Genomic DNA, 18,718 nt, shown 5'->3' with positions numbered 1-18,718 from the left:
TTTTACCAATTCATCAATAAATGAAATTTTTTTGCATCTTTTTGCATCGTTTTCAGTCCTGATAGAAAGTGAACATCAAAAATTAAAAACTATCATTATGAAAACATTCCATGTACACGTAAGAGTAAAGAATTTAGAAGAGAGTATAAATTTCTACAATGCGCTGTTTGCAGCTCAGCCTACCATCCAGAAGAAAGATTATGCTAAATGGATGCTGCAGGATCCAAAAGTGAATTTTGCGATTTCAAATGGTCATTCCGAAAACGGGATTGAGCATCTGGGAATACAAACCGAAAGTCAGGAAGAGCTTCTGGAAGTTTATAGAAATCTGGAAAAGGCAAAAGGTGAGATCTTTGAAGAAGGGGATTGTTCCTGCTGTTATTCAAAAAGTGAAAAGTCCTGGATCACAGATCCCCAGGGAGTGGACTGGGAAGCTTTTTATACTTACGGGGCGGCTACCGTTTACGGTGAAGGGCGCAATGCCAAAAAGGCTCCTGAGGCTATGGAGAATTGGAGTTCCAATGAGGCAGCAGAATGTGATGGCAGTTGTTCGGTGTAGATTAGAATATCGTAAAAGGAAAAAGCACCTAGAGAGGTGCTTTTTTTTATCAATGTTATTTATATAAAAGCCAGTTTTCATTTGCTTTCGGGATCAGGAACCGGCCAATTCTTTTGGCTTTAGCTTTATTATCCTGGTTGATCTCTCTGCAACATTTTTGCACATTGTTTTTTGAAGTGTTCATAACAGTATGGTTTTATAATTATTCTATTACTGTCAAGACTTTTATGACTCCAAAAAGATGCAGAATTATTTGCATTTTTTTAAATGCTCCTGTAAAGGCCCACAGGTGCCTTTTATGTCAAATGCCATAAGATTACCCTGGCCATCAACTTCTACATGAACACATTCCATGATCTTTTCTTTCAACATTTGCCTCGCGCGCTGAATCCTGCTTTTTGCTGCAGTAAGACTAAGGTCTAGCTTATCTGCTACATCCTGCTGTTTTAAGCCCTGTATATCGGAAAGTTTTAACGGTTCGGAATATTTTGAAGGCAGCAGGCCTAATAAAGGTTCAACGAATTCTCCTGCCTCATAATAAACTGGGTCTTTCTCAGATTCTCTTATCTCCGCTTGAAGATCTACATTCTTATTCTCTTTTTTAAAATGGTCCATACATGTATTATAGGCTATCTGGAAAAGCCAGGATCTTATATTACGGATCTCCCTACCCGAACAACAGGAAGAATATACTTTCATCAGAACTTCATGAGAAAGACTATTGGCTACATCAGGATCTTTCGTGATCTTAAGAATATAATTATTTAGCGCATCCTTATACTCAAGCCATTGTTCTGAAATATCTTTATACTTGTTTAACTCCATATCTAACTTCTTATAAAATTCTGTTTAAATTCTATTTAAAGCAAAACTAAAAACAGGATGAAAAGGATGCAGAAATTTAAGCTTTTTTTGTTCTCCTTTCTATTTAAAAAATCTCTTTAGTAAATAGGCGATACCAAAAGTGGTGATAAGGGAAAAGCTTCCATATAAAATTGCGATCAGGCTAAGATCCTTGTCCTTCAACAACTGGTTGGCAATATAAAGTGCCAGAACGCTATTCTGTAAGCCCATTTCTATGGAAATGGTAAAGGCCGATTCATGTTGCAGTTTCATTTTTCTGGAAGTAATAAAACCCGCTATCATGGTGAGAATATTTAATAATACAAGAGGGATGAAAAGTGGAATGTAATCCAGAAAATGAATGTCCTTGCTGGACTCGTCTATGAATATCACGGTCACCACTGCCAGTAGTAGAAGTGAAGGTAATATATACTTCAGGGGTTTGTGAATCCTCTCCCTTTGTTCTTCGCTGAGTAGGTTGCCAATGGTAATACCGCCAAGTACAGGCAGAACGACACTTAGCATAACTTCTTTCATTGTTCGCCAGAAGCTTAGGTCCACGCTTTTGCTTTCATTGCCAAATAAGCTATAGCTCAACTCAATGATTAGTGGTATTGTGAAAAGGATTAAAAAACTGTTGAATGCAGTAAGGGAAACCGATAGCGCTACTCTGCCTTTTAGCATTTTGGTGACCAGGTTAGATGCGGTTCCCCCCGGGCAGGCCGCCAGGAGCATTACACCTATTTTATAAATGGGTTTCATCGGCCAGAAATATATCAGCGTAAGTGCGATGAAAGGCAGCAGAAACATCTGGCAGGAGAGCCCCGTAATTATCGATTTTGGATAATAAAAAACCCTTTTAAAATCTTTGAATTTAAGCTCAAGTCCAATACCAAACATAATAATGGCAATGGATAGGGGCATTATGATGTCACTGATGTTTTGCAATACTGTTTTCAGAATTAATCAAACAAGTTCTCCGTCTGGATTTTAAAACTTATAACTTTCCGGAGTTGTGAATTAAAATCAAGATAGAATTGATAAAAAATTACTTTCTGTGCTACTCCAGTTTAGATTTTATCTCAGAATCGGTACTTTTGTACTGGCAAAAAATTAATCTGGGTTAATTTACTTAATTTTAGGCCGTTTCGAAAAAATTTAAATTATCATCGATAACAAAGAAATGGTAAAATACCTGCTAAGAAGAAGTCTTCCAATTTTATTATTACTTACCGGATTTTTCACCCAGGCTCAGATATACGAACCCGTTGAATGGGATACGGAAGTAAAGAAAGTATCAGACCAGGAATACCAGCTTGTCTTCAATGCTTTTATAGAAGAGAACTGGCATTTGTATTCCCAGGAGCTGCCTGAGGGAGGTGCTCTTCCCACGGTTTTTATTTTTGAAAAGGCCGGGGAACAATATGAGCTCATAGGAGATACCAAAGAAAGTGAATCGGTTACCGAATACGACAAGGTCTTCGAGATGGAACTTTCCTATTTTGCCTACCAGGCTACTTTCACCCAGAATATTAAGGTTCTGGATTCTTCATTGAGCATAATAAATGCAAAGGTAGAATATCAGGTTTGTGATGATAAGGCCTGTATTTTTGAAGAAGAGAAATTCGAATTTGTTTTAAAGGAAGGGGAGCCCAGTTCACAATCAGATGAAAGTCTTACGGAAGATGCATCTGAAGAAGTGGAGGTCAATGACCCGGAAGAAAAACGCTCCTTCTGGGGAATATTTATAGTTGCATTCCTATCAGGTTTTGCCGCTTTGCTTACCCCCTGCGTTTTCCCAATGATACCCATGACGGTCAGCTTTTTTACCAAACAAAGTAAATCGAGGGCTGCCGGGATAAGGAATGCGGTTTTTTATGGGGTTTCCATTGTGGTTATTTATGTGCTTTTAGGTTCTCTGGTTACCCTCATTTTTGGCGCTGATTCTTTGAATGCTTTATCTACCAATGTTTGGTTTAACCTGGCTTTCTTTGTGCTGCTTGTAATATTTGCCATTTCATTTATGGGAGCTTTTGAAATTGTACTTCCCAGCAGTTGGGGTACAGCTATAGATTCAAAGGCCGATAAAGGTGGTTTGATTGGTATTTTCTTTATGGCGCTGGCTCTAGCGATAGTTTCTTTCTCCTGTACAGGTCCTATAGTTGGTACTTTACTCGTAGAAGCCGCATCAAAAGGCGGGATTGCACCTATAATAGGGATGCTGGGTTTTTCCCTTGCCATTGCACTGCCATTCGGATTGTTCGCGGCATTCCCTGGGTGGCTAAATACCTTGCCACGTTCCGGTGGCTGGTTAAATACGGTAAAAGTGACCTTAGGATTCCTGGAACTTGCACTTGCATTTAAATTTTTGTCCAATGCCGATCTGGTTTTGCAGCTTCATCTTCTTGAAAGGGAGATCTTTCTTGCCATCTGGATAGTAATCTTTGGAGTCCTGGGTTTTTATTTATTCGGGAAGATCAGGCTACCGCATGATTCTAAAGAAGATCATATTTCTGTGGGCAGGCTTATATCAGGGATTATTGTACTTATTTTTACCATATATCTGATTCCCGGCCTTTGGGGTGCACCACTTAAGATCATAAGTGGTTTTCCGCCACCTCTTCAGTACAGTGAATCACCATACGGAGTTGGGAATTCCAGGGATAATGTTTCTGGATCGGTTTCTAATGAACTTCCTGAAGGAGCCCATTATGGACCTTATAATATTTTATCTTTTTATGATTATGAAGAAGGACTGGCTTATGCGAAGAAAAAGGACCTGCCGCTTCTTATAGACTTTACCGGGCATGCCTGTGTGAATTGCAGGAAAATGGAAGAACGGGTGTGGGGAGAACCTCAGGTCTTAGAAATCTTGAAAAATGAGGTGGTACTTGTTTCCCTGTATGTAGATGATCAAAGAAAGCTACCTGAATCTGAACAATATGTGTCTGAAACTACAGGAAAAGAAATTGAGACTATAGGTAATAAATGGAGCGATTTTCAGATCAGTAGATATAAGGCCAATGCCCAGCCCTATTACGTGTTACTGGATCATAATGAAGAGAAACTGATAGCTCCTTCTGCTTACGAACCTGATGCTGACGAGTTTTATGACTGGCTACAGCAAGGTATTAACAGCTTTAAGAATGAGAATCCCGGAAGTGTGGAAAGTCTGAATAAAGATTCCGAAAGCGTTTTTCAATAATCTTTCTCCTTTTTTCGGTAGACGCCTTTAAAGGTTTCGTTTAAAAGATTTCCCTGGAGGTCGTAAAGCTCCCAGAGTTGAGTGATACTGCCATCAGGATTCTTTGTCCAGGTGATCTGATTGTAGTAATCGCCTTTTTCACCTTTTACAGGCTTGCTTTTGAGAATCATTTTACTGGTTTGAGCTTTTCCTTTTAATTTCAGAATATTTCCTGAATTACTTAACCATAATTGGTTCCAGGTAGAATCTGCAGGATCGTAATAATTAAAACTCTTACCGGAACCCCCTTCCTTTCCTTCCCAGTTTTCACTGAGAATGCAATTGTCTTCCAGTTTTTCTACCAGATTTTCACCGATCTTTTCACCTTTTTCATTGAAAACTTCCCAGTCCCCCACCCAGAAATCAAACTGATCATGTGGAGGGGTACAGCAGGAACAATCATCCTGGGAAATTCCGAGATATGGAATTGCGACGAAGATAAGTAGCAGTAAATGCCTCATATTAATAGGGATTGTGTGGATTATTCTTCAATATAGGTATTTGGGTTTAATCCGGGTAAATTGTGATATGAAGCCTAGATATACGATCCGGGTATATGTTTTGGTCCCGGTTTTATACCACTATCTTATCATCGCTGGTGGTGATCCTGTTTTTTGCCTTTTTATCTTTTTTTCGTTCCTGCATTAACTGATAAGCTAAGAATCCTCCTGCCAGCAGGGCGCCGGCAGCAATCCCTACGTTTCCGCCTTTCACTGCAGCCTTTTTCCCTGCCTTGAAGACGAAGCCTCTTACTACAAACTTTCCTGCTAATTTTAATACATGCGCGAGATTCATATTTTTATCTTTTTTTGATTATTTCTTCTCTTTTACTTAATATGAAAAATCAAAAGGAAAAATGCGTTAAGATAATTCCAAATAACAGATATTTAACTCATATAAACTATGCTGGAGTTTTATTCGTTAAAACAATATATTCGCAAATAAAAAAGTATGAGATTCAAACGATCGGGTCTGTTTATGGGAGTGTGTGCAGCTTTGAGTTTCTGGTCATGCAATAATGATGATAATTTAAACAGGGATGTAAGAACCTCAGGAACTGCTCATTTGTATGCTACCACTCATAGCGGGCAGGTTAAGAGATATGATATCAATACCGGAGATGTCACAACCTTTAACACCACGTCTTCTGATGCGGAAGGCATCTACTTTTCTCCCGAAGAAGATTCTTTTACCTTGGTTTCGAGATCGGGTTCCATCCTGGAGAGCTATACAGGGCTGGGTGATTTTCAGTCGGGTATTTCTGTTGACCTTGAACCGGAATTCATTAGTAGTACCGATCTTGAAAGTCCCAGGGATCTGGCAGTAAGTGGTAATTTTTATATCGTTTCAGACGATACAGATCTTGACGAGGATGAACAGACTTCAGAAGGAAGGCTTTTTATCTACACAAAGGGAAGTACAGGCTTTACACTGAGAAATGTGGTTATCACCAAATTCAGGGTATGGGGTATTGAGTTTATAGGGGGCGACCTCTATGCGGCCGTGGATGAGACCAATAAGATTGCGGTCTTTCGCAATTTTCTTTCTATGCACGCCCTCAATAGAATAGTTACTGCAGATAAGATCGTCGCTTTCCAGGGGCTCGTTCGCTCACACGGACTTCATCACGAAGATGGCACTATGGTGCTTTCAGATATCGGGGAGGCTGAGTCGAATAGCGATGGAGCCCTGCATGTTATTCAGGATTTTGAAGCTAAATTTAATGGAGCTTCCGGTGGTGGGTTTGTGAAAGCTGAAGACCAGTTAAGGATTGCAGGGAATAATACCTTGCTCGGTAATCCTGTGAATGTGATCTACGACTCTAATTACAATGTGATCTTCGTTGCCGAAACACTGAATGGAGGCGGTCGAATCCTGGCTTTTAACGATGCGACTTCCATTGATGGAAATATTTCTCCAGATCTTAAATATGGCCTTCAGGGTGTTTCGTCCCTTTTCTTTCATACCGAATAAGTGCAGGAATTAATTTTTAATACTTCTCCAAAAAGGAAATTTTAATTCTCTAAAACTGCTGTAAATTCAGGCGTTTCAAAGAAGCTGACCCCCGGTTTTAATTCAAGTTTAACGGGAGGAAGAAAAATTTGATATACTTTTGCAGTTATAAACCAACAGATTTATGGCTAAGAATTTAGTGATTGTTGAGTCTCCCGCGAAGGCTAAAACCATAGAAAAATTTCTTGGAAAGGACTTTAAAGTCGCTTCCAGCTTTGGGCATATTGCCGATTTGCCCACTAAAGAGATTGGTGTGGATACCGAAGGAGATTTTACACCTAAATATATTGTCTCCAAAGACAAAAAAGATGTAGTAAGAAAGCTGAAAGGTCTCGCGAAAGAAGCCGAGACAGTATGGCTTGCGAGTGATGAGGACCGGGAAGGAGAAGCCATTGCATGGCATCTGGCCGAGGAACTCAAGCTTAAGGATGACAAAACAAAACGTATTGTGTTCCATGAGATCACAAAATCTGCGATCCTTAATGCGATTGAGAATCCACGTGGAATAGATTATAACCTGGTAAATGCCCAGCAGGCAAGACGGGTCCTCGATAGGTTGGTAGGATATGAGCTTTCACCTGTACTTTGGAGAAAAGTTAAGGGCGGACTTTCTGCTGGTCGCGTACAGTCAGTTGCGGTAAGACTTATTGTGGAACGTGAGCGTGAGATCCAGGAATTTAACCCTCAGGCGTCCTACAGGATAGATGCAGAGTTCTCTACTGAAGACGGAAAAAGCTTCAAGGCCAGGATTCCGAAGAATTTCGAAACTAAAGAAGAGGCTGAAAAATTTCTGAAAGATAATATAGGTGCCAACTTTAAGGTTGCCGAATTAACTACCAAACCTGCGAAGAAGAATCCGGCACCGCCATTTACCACTTCTACGCTTCAGCAGGAAGCAGCCAGAAAACTTTATTTTTCGGTAAGTAAGACAATGACGATGGCACAGCGTCTTTATGAGGCTGGTCATATCACTTATATGAGAACCGATAGTGTAAACCTTTCTGAAGACGCCAGGAAGGGTGCTAAAAATGAGATATTAAAGGCTTACGGAGAGAAATACTCAAAATCGCGTCAGTTCAAGGGTAAATCCAAAGGCGCACAGGAAGCTCACGAGGCCATCAGGCCTACCAGCTTCCAAAAGCACAGCATTTCGGGAGAGCGTGATCAGCAGCGTCTTTATGAACTTATCTGGAAAAGAGCGATCGCTTCACAAATGAGCGACGCCCAGCTGGAAAGAACAAATGTTAAGATAGAAGCTGATAAACATAACAGCCATTTCACTGCCAATGGTGAGGTACTCAAATTTGATGGATTCCTGAAAGTTTATCTGGAAAGCAGTGATGAGGAAGATGAAGAACAAAGCGGAATGCTTCCGGCATTAAAGGAGAATCAGCCTCTGAATAATGAATATATAACTGCAACCGAGAGGTTTACCAGGCCTCCTTATCGTTATACCGAAGCTTCTCTGGTGAAAAAACTGGAAGAGCTTGGTATTGGCCGTCCTTCAACATATGCGCCTACCATTTCAACTATACAGACCAGGAATTATATCGAAAAAGGTTCGGTAGATGGAACTGAAAGGGATTATGTTCAGTTCAGGCTGAAAAATGATAAGCTTTCAGAGAAAACATTAACCGAAACCGTTGGTAGTGACAAAGGTAAGCTGGTGCCTACCGCAACCGGGATGGTGGTGAACGATTTTCTGGTGAATCATTTCTCCAATATCCTGGATTATAATTTCACGGCAAAGGTTGAAGAAAGCTTTGATAATATTGCGGAGGGTAACAAGGAGTGGAAGGCTATGATGAAGGAATTCTATAAGGATTTCCACCCTCATGTACAGGATGTTGCCAAGAATGCTGATAGGGAAGTAGGAGAGAGAGTGCTGGGTGAAGATCCTGAAAGCGGGAAGCCAGTAAGTGTCCGGCTTGGAAAATTCGGACCTATGGTACAGATAGGAACCGTGGAGGATGATGAAAAACCAAAATTTGCAAGTCTAAGCCCCGACCAGAATATGGAAACCCTTACTTATGATGAGGCAATGGCTTTGTTCGAACTGCCTAAAAAGTTAGGAGAATACAAGGGAGAGGCCGTTGAGGTGAATAATGGACGTTATGGCCCCTATGTGCGTTTCGGTAAGAAATTTGTTTCGCTGGAAAAAGGGGAGGATCCATTGAACGTTGATTTTGACAGGGCTATGGAACTTATAAAAGAGAAGGAAAAAGCAGATGCTCCTATATACGAATATAAAAATATGCCCGTTCAGAAAGGAGTGGGAAGGTTTGGCCCGTATCTTAAGTGGAACAATATATTTATCAACGTAAACAAAAAATACGATTTTGATAACCTTTCCGCAGAAGATATAGAAGAGCTCATTGAAGATAAACTGAAAAAGGAACGTGATAAGCTTATACATCACTGGGAAGATGAAGGTATCAGGGTCGAGAAGGCACGATGGGGAAGATTCAATGTGATAAAAGGAAGAACCAAAGTAGAGCTGCCAAAGACCACAAAAGCTGAGGAGCTTACCCTTGAGGAAGTAAAGGAAATCCTTGAGAAGAAAAGCAAAACTAAAAAGAAGACCACGGCCAAAAGAAGTACCAAAAAGAAAAAAACTACGAAAAAGAAATAATATATGGAGTTTGATTTTCTTAGTCCGGTAGACGATGAACTGCTGGAGGAGATCAGTCATTTAAATGCTCAGTGTATCGGGCCCCGGATGAGACTTCATACGGAGAGATCCGGCTTTCCTGATATGGAAGGTGTGAACGTTGCAATTTTTGGAATAAGAGAAACCAGGAGAGCTCTGCGTAAAACCGAGGCTCCGGTTTTTTATCAATTAAGAAGTCAGTTATACAGGTTGTATCCCGGTAACTGGGGACTAAAACTGGCCGATCTTGGAGATATTGAGGCTGGTGCAACAGTAGAAGATACTTATTTTGCTGTTCAGAATCTGGTTGAAAGTTTAATAAAACACGATGTAATACCAATTATTCTTGGGGGAAGTCAGGATCTTGTTTATGCACAATACAGGGCGTATGATAAACTGGATCAGATGGTTAACCTCGTGAATATTGATAGAAAATTTGATCTCGGGGATGCCGAAAAGATGATCAGCAATGAATCTTATGTAGGAAAAATCGTAATCGATAAGCCTTATAATTTATTTAATTATACTACAGTTGGTTATCAAACTTATTTCAACTCCCAGGAAGAAATTGAGCTGGTAGAAAGACTGTTTTTTGAAGCTTATAGACTGGGTGAAGTTACTTCAGATCTTTCGTTGATGGAGCCTATATTCAGGAGTGCGAATCTGGTAGGACTTGATCTGGGATCTATTGATTCGGCTTCGGCTAATACAGATTATTTTAGGTCTCCAAATGGTTTTAACGGAAGGGAGATTTGTGCTCTTGCCAGGTATGCCGGAATTAGCGACAAGGTCTCTTCATTTGGGATCTACGAATTCAATGATATGCTGGGAAACCTCGCAAATACGCTTATTTCCCAAATTATATGGTATTTTATAGAGGGCGTAAATTATCGTACCAATGAAAATACTATTTCGGCAAAAAAAGAGTTTATAAGATATCAGGTACCTATAGATGACGAGGTGCTGGTATTTTTTAAGAGTCCTGTGAGTGGGCGCTGGTGGATAGAAATTCCGTTTTTGTTAAATGTAAATACTAAATTAAAAAAGCATACGTTATTACCTTGCAGCGAGGAGGATTATCTCGAAGCTTGTAATCAGGTAATTCCCGAAAGATGGTATAAAGCCAAAAGAAAAAACGAAGTCTAAAAATGTATTCAGGCATTAACTTGATTTACTGTATTTTTACCTGAAATATTGTTTTTTAAAAAATAATTAGATAGGTTTACTGCCGTAAATCAAAATGTCTTAACCTAAGATAATTATGAAGAAGTATATTTCGCTCATTGCTGTTCTGGCCTTGCTTTCGAGCTGTGGTGGTGGCGATCGTGGACAGCTTGTAGGTGCGGAGGGGAAGAAGTGGAATCCGGAGAAACCTTATGGTATGACATTGATTCCCGGTGGTTCTTTCATCATGGGTAAATCTGATGATGATATAGCCGGCCAGAAGAATGCGCCTCCAAAAACGGTGACGGTGCGTTCATTCTATATGGATGAGACGGAGATTACAAATTCAGAATACAGACAGTTTGTTAATTATGTTCGGGACTCTATTGTAAGGGTTAACCTGGCTATTATGGCCGAAATGCAGGGGGCTGTCCCCGGTGATGATGGTATTGGGGAGTTCGCTTTTGCAGATGCCGATCCTGAAAATCTTACACCGTATCAGGAATATATGCTCAATACATACGGGCAGGGAGGTCCAACCGATGATTATGAAACCAGAAAACTTAATAAGGACATAGATATTATTTGGGATACAGAAGATTATCCTGATGTTTATTATGCAGAAGTGATGGACTCGATGTACATTCCCTTGGATGAGGTGTATAACGGTCAGCGCACCATCGACGTAAAAAAGCTTAAATTCAAATATTCCTGGATGGATATTCAGGCAGCGGCCCGTACTCAGGGCGATAGAAGCAATTTCATAAAACATGAGGAAGTAGCGGTCTATCCCGATACCACCGTGTGGATCAAAGATTTTAACTATTCTTATAATGAGCCTATGCACAACGATTATTTCTGGCATAGCGCTTTCGACGACTATCCCGTTGTGGGGGTTTCCTGGAAACAGGCAAGGGCCTTTACACAGTGGAGAACCAAATATCATAATGACTTCCGTCGTGTTAAGGGTGATGCAAATGTTCCCTCATATAGATTACCAACCGAAGGTGAGTGGGAATATGCTGCAAGAGGAGGTCTGGAAGGAGCTTCTTATCCATGGGGAGGGCCTTATACACTGAACGACCGTGGTTGTTTTATGGCAAACTTTAAGCCTCTGCGGGGTGATTATGCTGCTGATCAGGCACTTTATACTGTGGAAGCTAAATCATATGATCCAAATGATTACGGGCTGTATAATATGGCCGGAAACGTTTCAGAATGGGTCGATTCTTCATACGATCCCGGTTCCTATGAATATATGTCTACGATGAACCCTACCGTTAACAATCCACAAGATCGTAGAAAAGTGGTTAGAGGAGGTTCCTGGAAGGATGTTGCATATTTCCTTCAGGTAAGTTCCAGAGATTATGAATATATGGATTCAGCCAGAAGTTATATTGGCTTTAGAACTGTCCAGGACTATCTCGGAACTGATGTTACCCTGAACCAGGATAATCGTTAATTTATTTTAGTATACTTAAACCTATTTATACCAAGAAATCTAAACATTAAGAGTTATGGCAAATTCAAGATCCACAAAGAAACTTACCAATATGGTGTATGGTTTGGGAGCATCTGTAGTTATTTTAGGTGCCCTTTTTAAAATCATGCACTGGCCAGGAGGTAATCCAATGTTAATATTAGGACTAATCGTAGAGGCCCTGGTATTTGCTTATTCGGCATTTGAACCTGTAGATGATGAAGTGGACTGGTCACTTGTATACCCCGAACTTGCGGGAGGTGAAACAAGGGGGCGAAGCACGGCCCTTGCTGAAGAGAAAGAAGCAGAAGGAATGCTATCCAAAAAGCTGGATGAAATGCTGAAAGAGGCTAAGGTTGATGCAAGTCTGATGACTTCTCTGGGAGAAAGTATTAGAAATTTTGAAGGAGCCGCTAAAGGAATAGCCCCTACTGTAGATTCCATGGCCTCTCAAAAGAAATACAGTGAAGAACTTAGCGTTGCCGCTGCACAAATGGAGACTTTGAACAATATCTATAAAGCCCAGGTAGAATCTGCTGCCAGACAGGCTGAGGTTAACCAGGAGGTTGCCGAGAATGCGGGTAAACTTAAAGCACAAATGGATTCACTCGCAAATAACATGGCTTCACTGAACAATGTGTATGGTGGCATGTTAACTGCAATGAACGGAAAAGCAAGAGTCTAATTGAATCTATCAATTAAGCTGTTTTTATTAATTAAAAAGACTAATTAGACATGGCATCCGGAAAACAATCGCCAAGGCAGAAGATGATAAACCTGATGTATCTGGTTTTCATCGCCATGATGGCATTAAATATGTCCAAGGAGGTACTTACCGCTTTTGGACTTATGAATGAAAAATTGACTGCGTCTACAGCAAATTATGCTGAAAGAAATAACGCATTAATGGCAGGGCTGGCTACCAAGGTAGAAGAGCAACCTGCAAAATATACTTCTATAAAAGAAGATGCTGATAGAATTCATGAACTTTCTACGAATCTTAGTGAGTATATTGAAGGTATCAAATCAGAATTGAAAAATTCCGTAGATGACCCAAAAGATTATGAGACTATGGATCAATCTACCGCAATGGACGAAATGTTCTTTCAATCCGGTAGAATTTCGCCAAAAGGTGAAGAATTCCTGAACAATATTCAGCAGTATAGAGAAAGTGTTTCTGAAATTCTTAGCAGTAGTTATCCTGCTATTGCGAGTAAGGTAAACATCGATAAAACATTTGCTACAGAGCCTGAAAATGTTGAAGGAGCCCAGGTGCCTTGGTTAAAATACAGATTCGAAGGTTTCCCTTTAGTTGCTTCTATTACTCAGCTTACTCAGTTACAGGCTGATATTAAGAATACAGAGAGTGAAATCCTGTCATCTATGCTTTCAGGTCAGCTGCAAAGTGATGTTTCTTTAAAAAATTATGAAGCAATTGTAATTCCGAGTAAACCTGCTTTCTTTAGTGGAGAGAACTTCACAGGGAAAGTGGTTTTAGGACGTTTTGATAACACACTTCAATTTGAAAATGTGGTGATAAACGGCAAAAAAGTTGAAAATACTCAGGCCGGTCAGGTAATGCTTGAATTTCCTGCTGGGAATGTTGGAGAGCAAAAGATTTCGGGTGAGCTTCAGTATATGGAGAACGATTCCCTGAAAAGTATTTCGATTTCTGATTCCTATAACGTGATACCGTTGCCGAATTCAGCAGTTATTTCTGCAGATAAGATGAATGTAGTTTATCGCGGGGTTCAAAACCCTATGACGATTTCTATTCCCGGTGTGAGCAATGTAAGTGCTAATGCTCCTGGTTTACGATCTGCGGGAGGTACCGGAAATTATTTGATGGACGTAACTACATTACAGGCGAGAGAAGTGACCATTAGTGTTAGTGGTAATCTTCCTGGAGGAAAAACTGTTTCAGACAGAAAGACCTTTAGAGTAAAAGATATTCCACGACCTGTAGGAACCATTCGTGGAGAAGACGGCGCGGTGTCTATGCAGAGAAACAGTCTTGAGATCGCCAGCGTTGGAGCCTCCCTTCCGGATTTTGATTTTGACCTCAATCTGAATGTTACCGGGTTTAAGTTCAAGGTTCCGGGACAGCCAACCATCATTGTGAATGGTAGTAGATTAGATGACAGGGCTAAGGCTGCACTTAGACGTGCTGGTCGTGGAGAGTCTGTTCAGATATATGATATTGAAGCTTCTCTTGCTGGGAACTCAAGCTATAAGCTTAAGAAGGTTGCCCCTGTAGTGATAGAGCTTACAAACTAAAATTTTAAAGAAATGAGCTTGAAAGAATTTTTCGTATATGGATTTGTGATGATGATAGGTGTGTCTTCTTTCGGTCAGGCAAACATCCTGAACGCCGATAAACCTGAGGATATTGGGAAAAAATCGGAAGCTCAGGCCTTGGTAGATAAAGAAGATAAGCCTTTGGAGTATGGATATGTGGGTGACCGCGATATCTTATGGTCTAAAGGGGTGTGGGAGATCATCGATCTTGATGAAAGGGTGAATTTCCCTCTTTATTATCCTATCGATACCAATAATATAGGCACAAACAGGAGGTCGCTTTATGATGTTCTTGTAAGCGCGATTAAACAAGGTAAGATCGAGAATATTTATGCTGATTCTTATTTCACTGAAAAAAGAACCTTGAAGGATATCAGAGCAACACTTTCCAAAGTAGATACAACCGATCTTGGTATTGAACAATACAATGCCGGTGAAGAAGTTGATGAACAGTTTATAGATCGTCGTGATCTTGGTTCAGCTGATATTGCGGAATATCATATTCGTGGCCTTTGGTATTTCGACAAGCGTCTGGCTGAGTTGAAATATCGTTTGCTGGGGATTGCCCCGGTAGCTCCCGATGTTAACTTTATAGATTCCGGGCAAACCGATCTTGTTGAATTGTTCTGGGTATGGTATCCGGATGCCAGAGAGGTTTTGCACGATGCTAAGGTATTCACCGGAGGTAATACTTCGCAGACCATTTCATTTGATCATTTGTTGAATTCCAGAAGGTTTGACGGTGTCATCTATAAAGAAGATAACGTGCAGGGAGACCGTGCTATTGACGAGTACATTGCGGATAATGCATTTATGCAGCTACTCGAGTCACAACGAATCAAAGAACAGATCAGGAATTTTGAACAGGATATGTGGAGTTATTAATCCACTTGCTTTAATAAAATATAAGGCGCTCCTTTCCGAGCGCTTTTTTTTATTCCTATTTCTTGATATTAGCTAACAGGCTTAATATCTTTAACCCATGTTGGATTATATAGTTGTTGGTCTCGGACTCAGCGGTGTCGCTATTTCAGAAGAACTGGAGAAAAGGAATAAGAAGTTTGTTGTTTATGAAGATAATTCTCAAAACTCTTCCTATGTGGCAGGAGGAATTTTCAATCCTGTAATTCTGAAAAGATTCACTCCAGCCTGGAAGGCCGCTGAACAGATTAAATCAGCCATTCCTTTTTATGAGCAGCTGGAACAGAAACTTCATGTAAGACTTATTCATAACTGGAATATTTACCGAAGATTTCATTCGGTTGAAGAACGGAATGAATGGTTTGTGGCGGCAGACAGATCCTCTTTATCCCCTTTTTTGGATCCCGACTTAAAAAAGAATTCCAACCCCAACTTAATCGCTGATCATTCTCTGGGAAAGGTATTGAATACCGGGAATATCGATACGGAAAATCTCCTGGATAGTTATAGTGCTTATCTTAAGGATAAAGGCACATTTAAAGATGAAAGGTTTGACTATTCCGCTCTTAAGATAGAGAAGGATCATTTTGATTATAAAGGCCTTAAAACTACTAATATTGTCTTTTGTGAAGGCTATGGCCTAAAGAAAAACCCGTATTTTGACTACCTGCCTCTAAATGGAAATAAAGGCGAGTATATCACTATTTACTCGGAAGATCTTAATCTCGACTTCGCGGTGAAGTCTTCGGTGTTTTTGCTTCCACTGGGAAATAACCTTTACAAGGTGGGTGCTACCTACGACCATAGTGATAAAACTCCTGAAACGACTACCAAGGCAAAAGAGCGCCTTATAGGTCAGTTGAAAGAACTGATAAAATGTGATTTTGAAGTAGTAGATCAGGTAGCTGGGATTCGCCCGGCTGTGGCTGATCGTCGGCCCCTTGTGGGAGAACATCCCGAAATATCCAATCTTTATTGCTGTAATGGCTTTGGAAGCCGGGGAGTACTTATAGCTCCTAATATGGCTGTAGAGCTTATCGAAAACATAGAAAATGGCAAGCCCCTGGATTTGGAAATCGACCTTCAGCGGTTTACCCAAAAATATTATTCTAAGAATTAATTCTTTCCCGAGTTTTTATTGTATTTAAAAAAAATGTTGATCCAGATATTTCTAGATAAACGCATGATCACCGGCATGAACACTATTAAAGTGCCAACAATGGACAAAAAAGCACCCATAAGACTGGCGCCAAGGAATACATATGAGATCACGAAAGCGGCCACTGCAAATGCTATTCCCACAGCATAGCTTACATACATAGCCCCATAAAAAAAGGAAGGTTCAATCTTATATTTAGTGCCGCAGTTCGAGCAGCGTTCATGCATTTTATATACCCGGTTGAGTTTGTATGGGTTTGATTCTATATACATACTTTCTTCGTGACAGACGGGACAGGTGCCGGTAAGAATGCTGTAAATTTTGGTTCCTTTAAGAAGGCTCATCTAATTTTTTTTGCATAGCAAATTTAAGCATCTTTGCAGGAATTATAAAGTTATATAAGTTACAGATGCTTAATATTCATAATCTTTCAGTTTCATTCGGTGGAGAATATCTTTTCCATGAGATCAGTTTTAGGTTGGGAGCCGGGGACAGAGTGGGATTGATCGGAAAAAATGGTGCCGGAAAATCCACCTTACTTAAGATTATTTCCGGGGAACAGGAATATGATTCGGGACAGATCGCCAAGGATAAAGAGCTTAAAATAGGCTTTTTAAAGCAAGATCTGGATTTTGAAAGAGGAAGGACCGTAGTGGATGAAGCTCACCAGGCCTTTGAAGAGATCAAGGTGCTGGAAGAAAAGATGGCTCATATCAATGAGCAACTGGCGACCCGTACAGATTATGAAAGCGAATCTTATAACCAGTTGATTCAGGATCTTAGTGAGATCACTCATCAGTATGAGATCATTGGCGGCTATAATTATGAGGGAGAGACTGAAAAAGTTCTTCAGGGTCTTGGTTTTGAACGGGAAGATTTTGATAAGCCTACAGACACCTTTTCCGGCGGATGGAGAATGAGGATAGAGCTTGCTAAATTACTGCTCCAGAACAATGATATTCTGCTGCTGGATGAGCCTACTAATCACCTTGATATTGAAAGTATCATCTGGCTTGAAGGTTTTCTTAACAATTATCCCGGTTCGGTGATGCTGGTATCGCATGATAAGATGTTTCTCAATAATGTTACCAATCGCAGTATAGAGATCTCCCTGGGAAGTATCTACGATTACCGTAAACCTTATTCTGAATTTATTGAATTCAGAAAGGAACTGCGTGACCAACAGTTGGCAGCACAGAAAAATCAGCAAAAGGAGATCGAGAACACAGAGAAACTTATAGATAAGTTCCGCGCTAAGGCCAGCAAGGCTTCGATGGCTCAGTCCCTCATTAAAAAACTTGAGAAGATAGATCGTATTGAGGTGGATGAAGATGATAATGCGGTGATGGCGGTCAACTTTCCTGTATCCCTAAATCCGGGAAAGGTGGTGATTGAGGCGGAGCACCTGGAAAAATCGTATGGAGATAAGAAGGTGCTCAGGGATGTAAACTTCCTGATCGAAAGGCAAAGCAAAATCGCTTTTGTAGGTCAGAACGGGCAGGGGAAAACCACGCTGGCTAAGATCATCATTGGAGAAATTCAGCATCAGGGAAAATTGAAACTTGGACATAATGTTCAGCTGGGATATTTCGCACAAAATCAGGCTGAGTATCTTGATGGTAAGAAAACCGTACTGGAAACTATGGAAGATGCAGCGAACGAAAGAAACAGGACAAAGGTTAGGGATATGCTGGGAGCTTTCCTTTTCCGCGGAGATGAAGTGGAAAAGAAAGTGAAGGTGTTATCTGGAGGTGAAAGGAACAGACTTGCATTATGCAAGATGTTACTGGAACCCTTCAATGTGCTGGTAATGGATGAGCCCACGAATCATTTAGACATCAAATCAAAGAACGTCTTAAAGGAAGCTTTAAAGAATTTTGAAGGCACCCTGATCCTCGTTTCTCACGACCGGGACTTTCTTCAGAATCTAACAAGCAGGATCTATGAGTTCAGGAATCATAAGATCAAAGAGTATCTTGGCGATATAGATTATTACCTGGAGCAGAGAAAACTTCAGGATATGAGGGCAGTGGAAAAGAGCGAGAAAGTAAAAGCGTCAAAGCCACGAAATGAGAGTGCCGAGAAAAGATCTTTTTCCGATCAAAAAGAAATAAAAAAATTAAAAAACCGACTGAGTAAAACGGAAGCCAAAATAACAAAGCTCGAAAAAGATTTGAAGGCGAAAGACAAACAGTTGGCAGAGAATTATGAGAATACGGTAACTAAACCCGATTTTCTCAATAACTATAATGCTTCCAAAAAGAAACTTGAGAAACTCATGGAAGAGTGGGAGGAACTCCAGCTCGATCTGGAGGGATTGAGTTAAAAATGTATCGAATTTCAATTTACAATTAAACCATATGGACAAATTTCAGTCTTAATAGATA

General features: G+C 40.3%; 17 protein-coding genes. 11 read left to right on the top strand and 6 right to left on the bottom strand.

The window, feature by feature from the left end; translation table 11 throughout:
- Positions 1 to 97: 97 nt before the first annotated feature.
- A complete protein-coding gene (locus LU635_RS09975) occupies positions 98 to 559 on the top strand; it encodes an ArsI/CadI family heavy metal resistance metalloenzyme (RefSeq protein WP_240098700.1) in 462 nt (153 codons plus the stop codon).
- Between the two features lie 55 nt (positions 560 to 614).
- Here LU635_RS09975 and LU635_RS17225 read toward each other — a convergent pair whose 3' ends face one another.
- From LU635_RS17225 to LU635_RS09965, 3 genes are all read right to left on the bottom strand, one after another.
- A complete protein-coding gene (locus LU635_RS17225) occupies positions 615 to 743 on the bottom strand; it encodes a hypothetical protein (protein ID WP_255749791.1) in 129 nt (42 codons plus the stop codon).
- Positions 744 to 808: 65 nt separating this feature from the next.
- Positions 809 to 1,384, bottom strand: a complete 576-nt coding sequence (locus LU635_RS09970; protein WP_240098698.1) for a sigma-70 family RNA polymerase sigma factor — start codon at positions 1,382 to 1,384, stop codon at positions 809 to 811.
- Between the two features lie 99 nt (positions 1,385 to 1,483).
- Complete coding sequence (locus LU635_RS09965) at positions 1,484 to 2,326, bottom strand: bile acid:sodium symporter family protein (RefSeq protein WP_240098696.1); 843 nt, start codon at positions 2,324 to 2,326, stop codon at positions 1,484 to 1,486.
- Between the two features lie 259 nt (positions 2,327 to 2,585).
- On the opposite strand from LU635_RS09965, the gene LU635_RS09960 reads away from it, so the two are divergent.
- Positions 2,586 to 4,607 (top strand): protein-disulfide reductase DsbD family protein, encoded by a 2,022-nt coding sequence (locus tag LU635_RS09960; protein ID WP_240098693.1) that lies wholly within the window; start codon positions 2,586 to 2,588, stop codon positions 4,605 to 4,607.
- Here the strand turns inward: LU635_RS09960 and LU635_RS09955 are convergent.
- Complete coding sequence (locus LU635_RS09955; protein ID WP_240098691.1) at positions 4,601 to 5,107, bottom strand: hypothetical protein; 507 nt, start codon at positions 5,105 to 5,107, stop codon at positions 4,601 to 4,603. The genes LU635_RS09960 and LU635_RS09955 overlap by 7 nt on opposite strands.
- 112 nt (positions 5,108 to 5,219) lie before the next feature.
- Positions 5,220 to 5,441, bottom strand: a complete 222-nt coding sequence (locus LU635_RS09950; RefSeq protein WP_240098689.1) for a hypothetical protein — start codon at positions 5,439 to 5,441, stop codon at positions 5,220 to 5,222.
- Between the two features lie 156 nt (positions 5,442 to 5,597).
- Between LU635_RS09950 and LU635_RS09945 the strand changes: the two genes are divergently transcribed.
- The 8 genes from LU635_RS09945 to LU635_RS09910 all read left to right on the top strand — a co-directional run bounded on the left by LU635_RS09945 (position 5,598) and on the right by LU635_RS09910 (position 16,292).
- Positions 5,598 to 6,620, top strand: coding sequence for a hypothetical protein (locus LU635_RS09945; RefSeq protein ID WP_240098687.1), 1,023 nt, complete (start codon positions 5,598 to 5,600; stop codon positions 6,618 to 6,620).
- A 163-nt stretch (positions 6,621 to 6,783) separates the two neighbouring features.
- Complete coding sequence (gene topA / locus LU635_RS09940) at positions 6,784 to 9,291, top strand: type I DNA topoisomerase (protein ID WP_240098685.1); 2,508 nt, start codon at positions 6,784 to 6,786, stop codon at positions 9,289 to 9,291.
- Positions 9,292 to 9,294: 3 nt separating this feature from the next.
- Positions 9,295 to 10,455, top strand: coding sequence for a formimidoylglutamase (locus tag LU635_RS09935; RefSeq protein ID WP_240098683.1), 1,161 nt, complete (start codon positions 9,295 to 9,297; stop codon positions 10,453 to 10,455).
- A 115-nt stretch (positions 10,456 to 10,570) separates the two neighbouring features.
- Entirely contained in the window at positions 10,571 to 11,935 is a 1,365-nt protein-coding gene (gene porK, locus LU635_RS09930) for a T9SS ring complex lipoprotein PorK/GldK (RefSeq protein ID WP_240098681.1), read from the top strand.
- Between the two features lie 55 nt (positions 11,936 to 11,990).
- Entirely contained in the window at positions 11,991 to 12,638 is a 648-nt protein-coding gene (gene porL, locus LU635_RS09925; protein WP_240098679.1) for a type IX secretion system motor protein PorL/GldL, read from the top strand.
- A gap of 50 nt (positions 12,639 to 12,688) precedes the next feature.
- Entirely contained in the window at positions 12,689 to 14,230 is a 1,542-nt protein-coding gene (gene porM, locus LU635_RS09920) for a type IX secretion system motor protein PorM/GldM (RefSeq protein ID WP_240098677.1), read from the top strand.
- A 12-nt stretch (positions 14,231 to 14,242) separates the two neighbouring features.
- Positions 14,243 to 15,136, top strand: a complete 894-nt coding sequence (porN, locus tag LU635_RS09915) for a type IX secretion system ring subunit PorN/GldN (protein WP_240098675.1) — start codon at positions 14,243 to 14,245, stop codon at positions 15,134 to 15,136.
- A 97-nt stretch (positions 15,137 to 15,233) separates the two neighbouring features.
- A complete protein-coding gene (locus LU635_RS09910; protein ID WP_240098673.1) occupies positions 15,234 to 16,292 on the top strand; it encodes an NAD(P)/FAD-dependent oxidoreductase in 1,059 nt (352 codons plus the stop codon).
- On the opposite strand, the gene LU635_RS09905 is transcribed toward LU635_RS09910, so the two are convergent.
- Positions 16,289 to 16,675 carry a DUF983 domain-containing protein gene (locus LU635_RS09905; RefSeq protein ID WP_240098672.1) on the bottom strand — a complete coding sequence of 129 codons (387 nt, stop codon included), beginning with the start codon at positions 16,673 to 16,675 and terminating at the stop codon, positions 16,289 to 16,291. The two genes, LU635_RS09910 and LU635_RS09905, sit on opposite strands and share 4 nt — an antisense overlap.
- Before the next feature lie 65 nt (positions 16,676 to 16,740).
- On the opposite strand from LU635_RS09905, the gene LU635_RS09900 reads away from it, so the two are divergent.
- Positions 16,741 to 18,657, top strand: coding sequence for an ABC-F family ATP-binding cassette domain-containing protein (locus LU635_RS09900; protein ID WP_240098669.1), 1,917 nt, complete (start codon positions 16,741 to 16,743; stop codon positions 18,655 to 18,657).
- Positions 18,658 to 18,718 lie beyond the last annotated feature (61 nt).

It is taken from the genome of Christiangramia crocea, assembly GCF_022410465.1.
In the GTDB taxonomy this organism is placed as follows: domain Bacteria; phylum Bacteroidota; class Bacteroidia; order Flavobacteriales; family Flavobacteriaceae; genus Christiangramia; species Christiangramia crocea.
The sequence above is the reverse complement of the archived record's forward strand: the minus strand, read 5'-3'. Positions and strand labels throughout refer to the sequence as shown.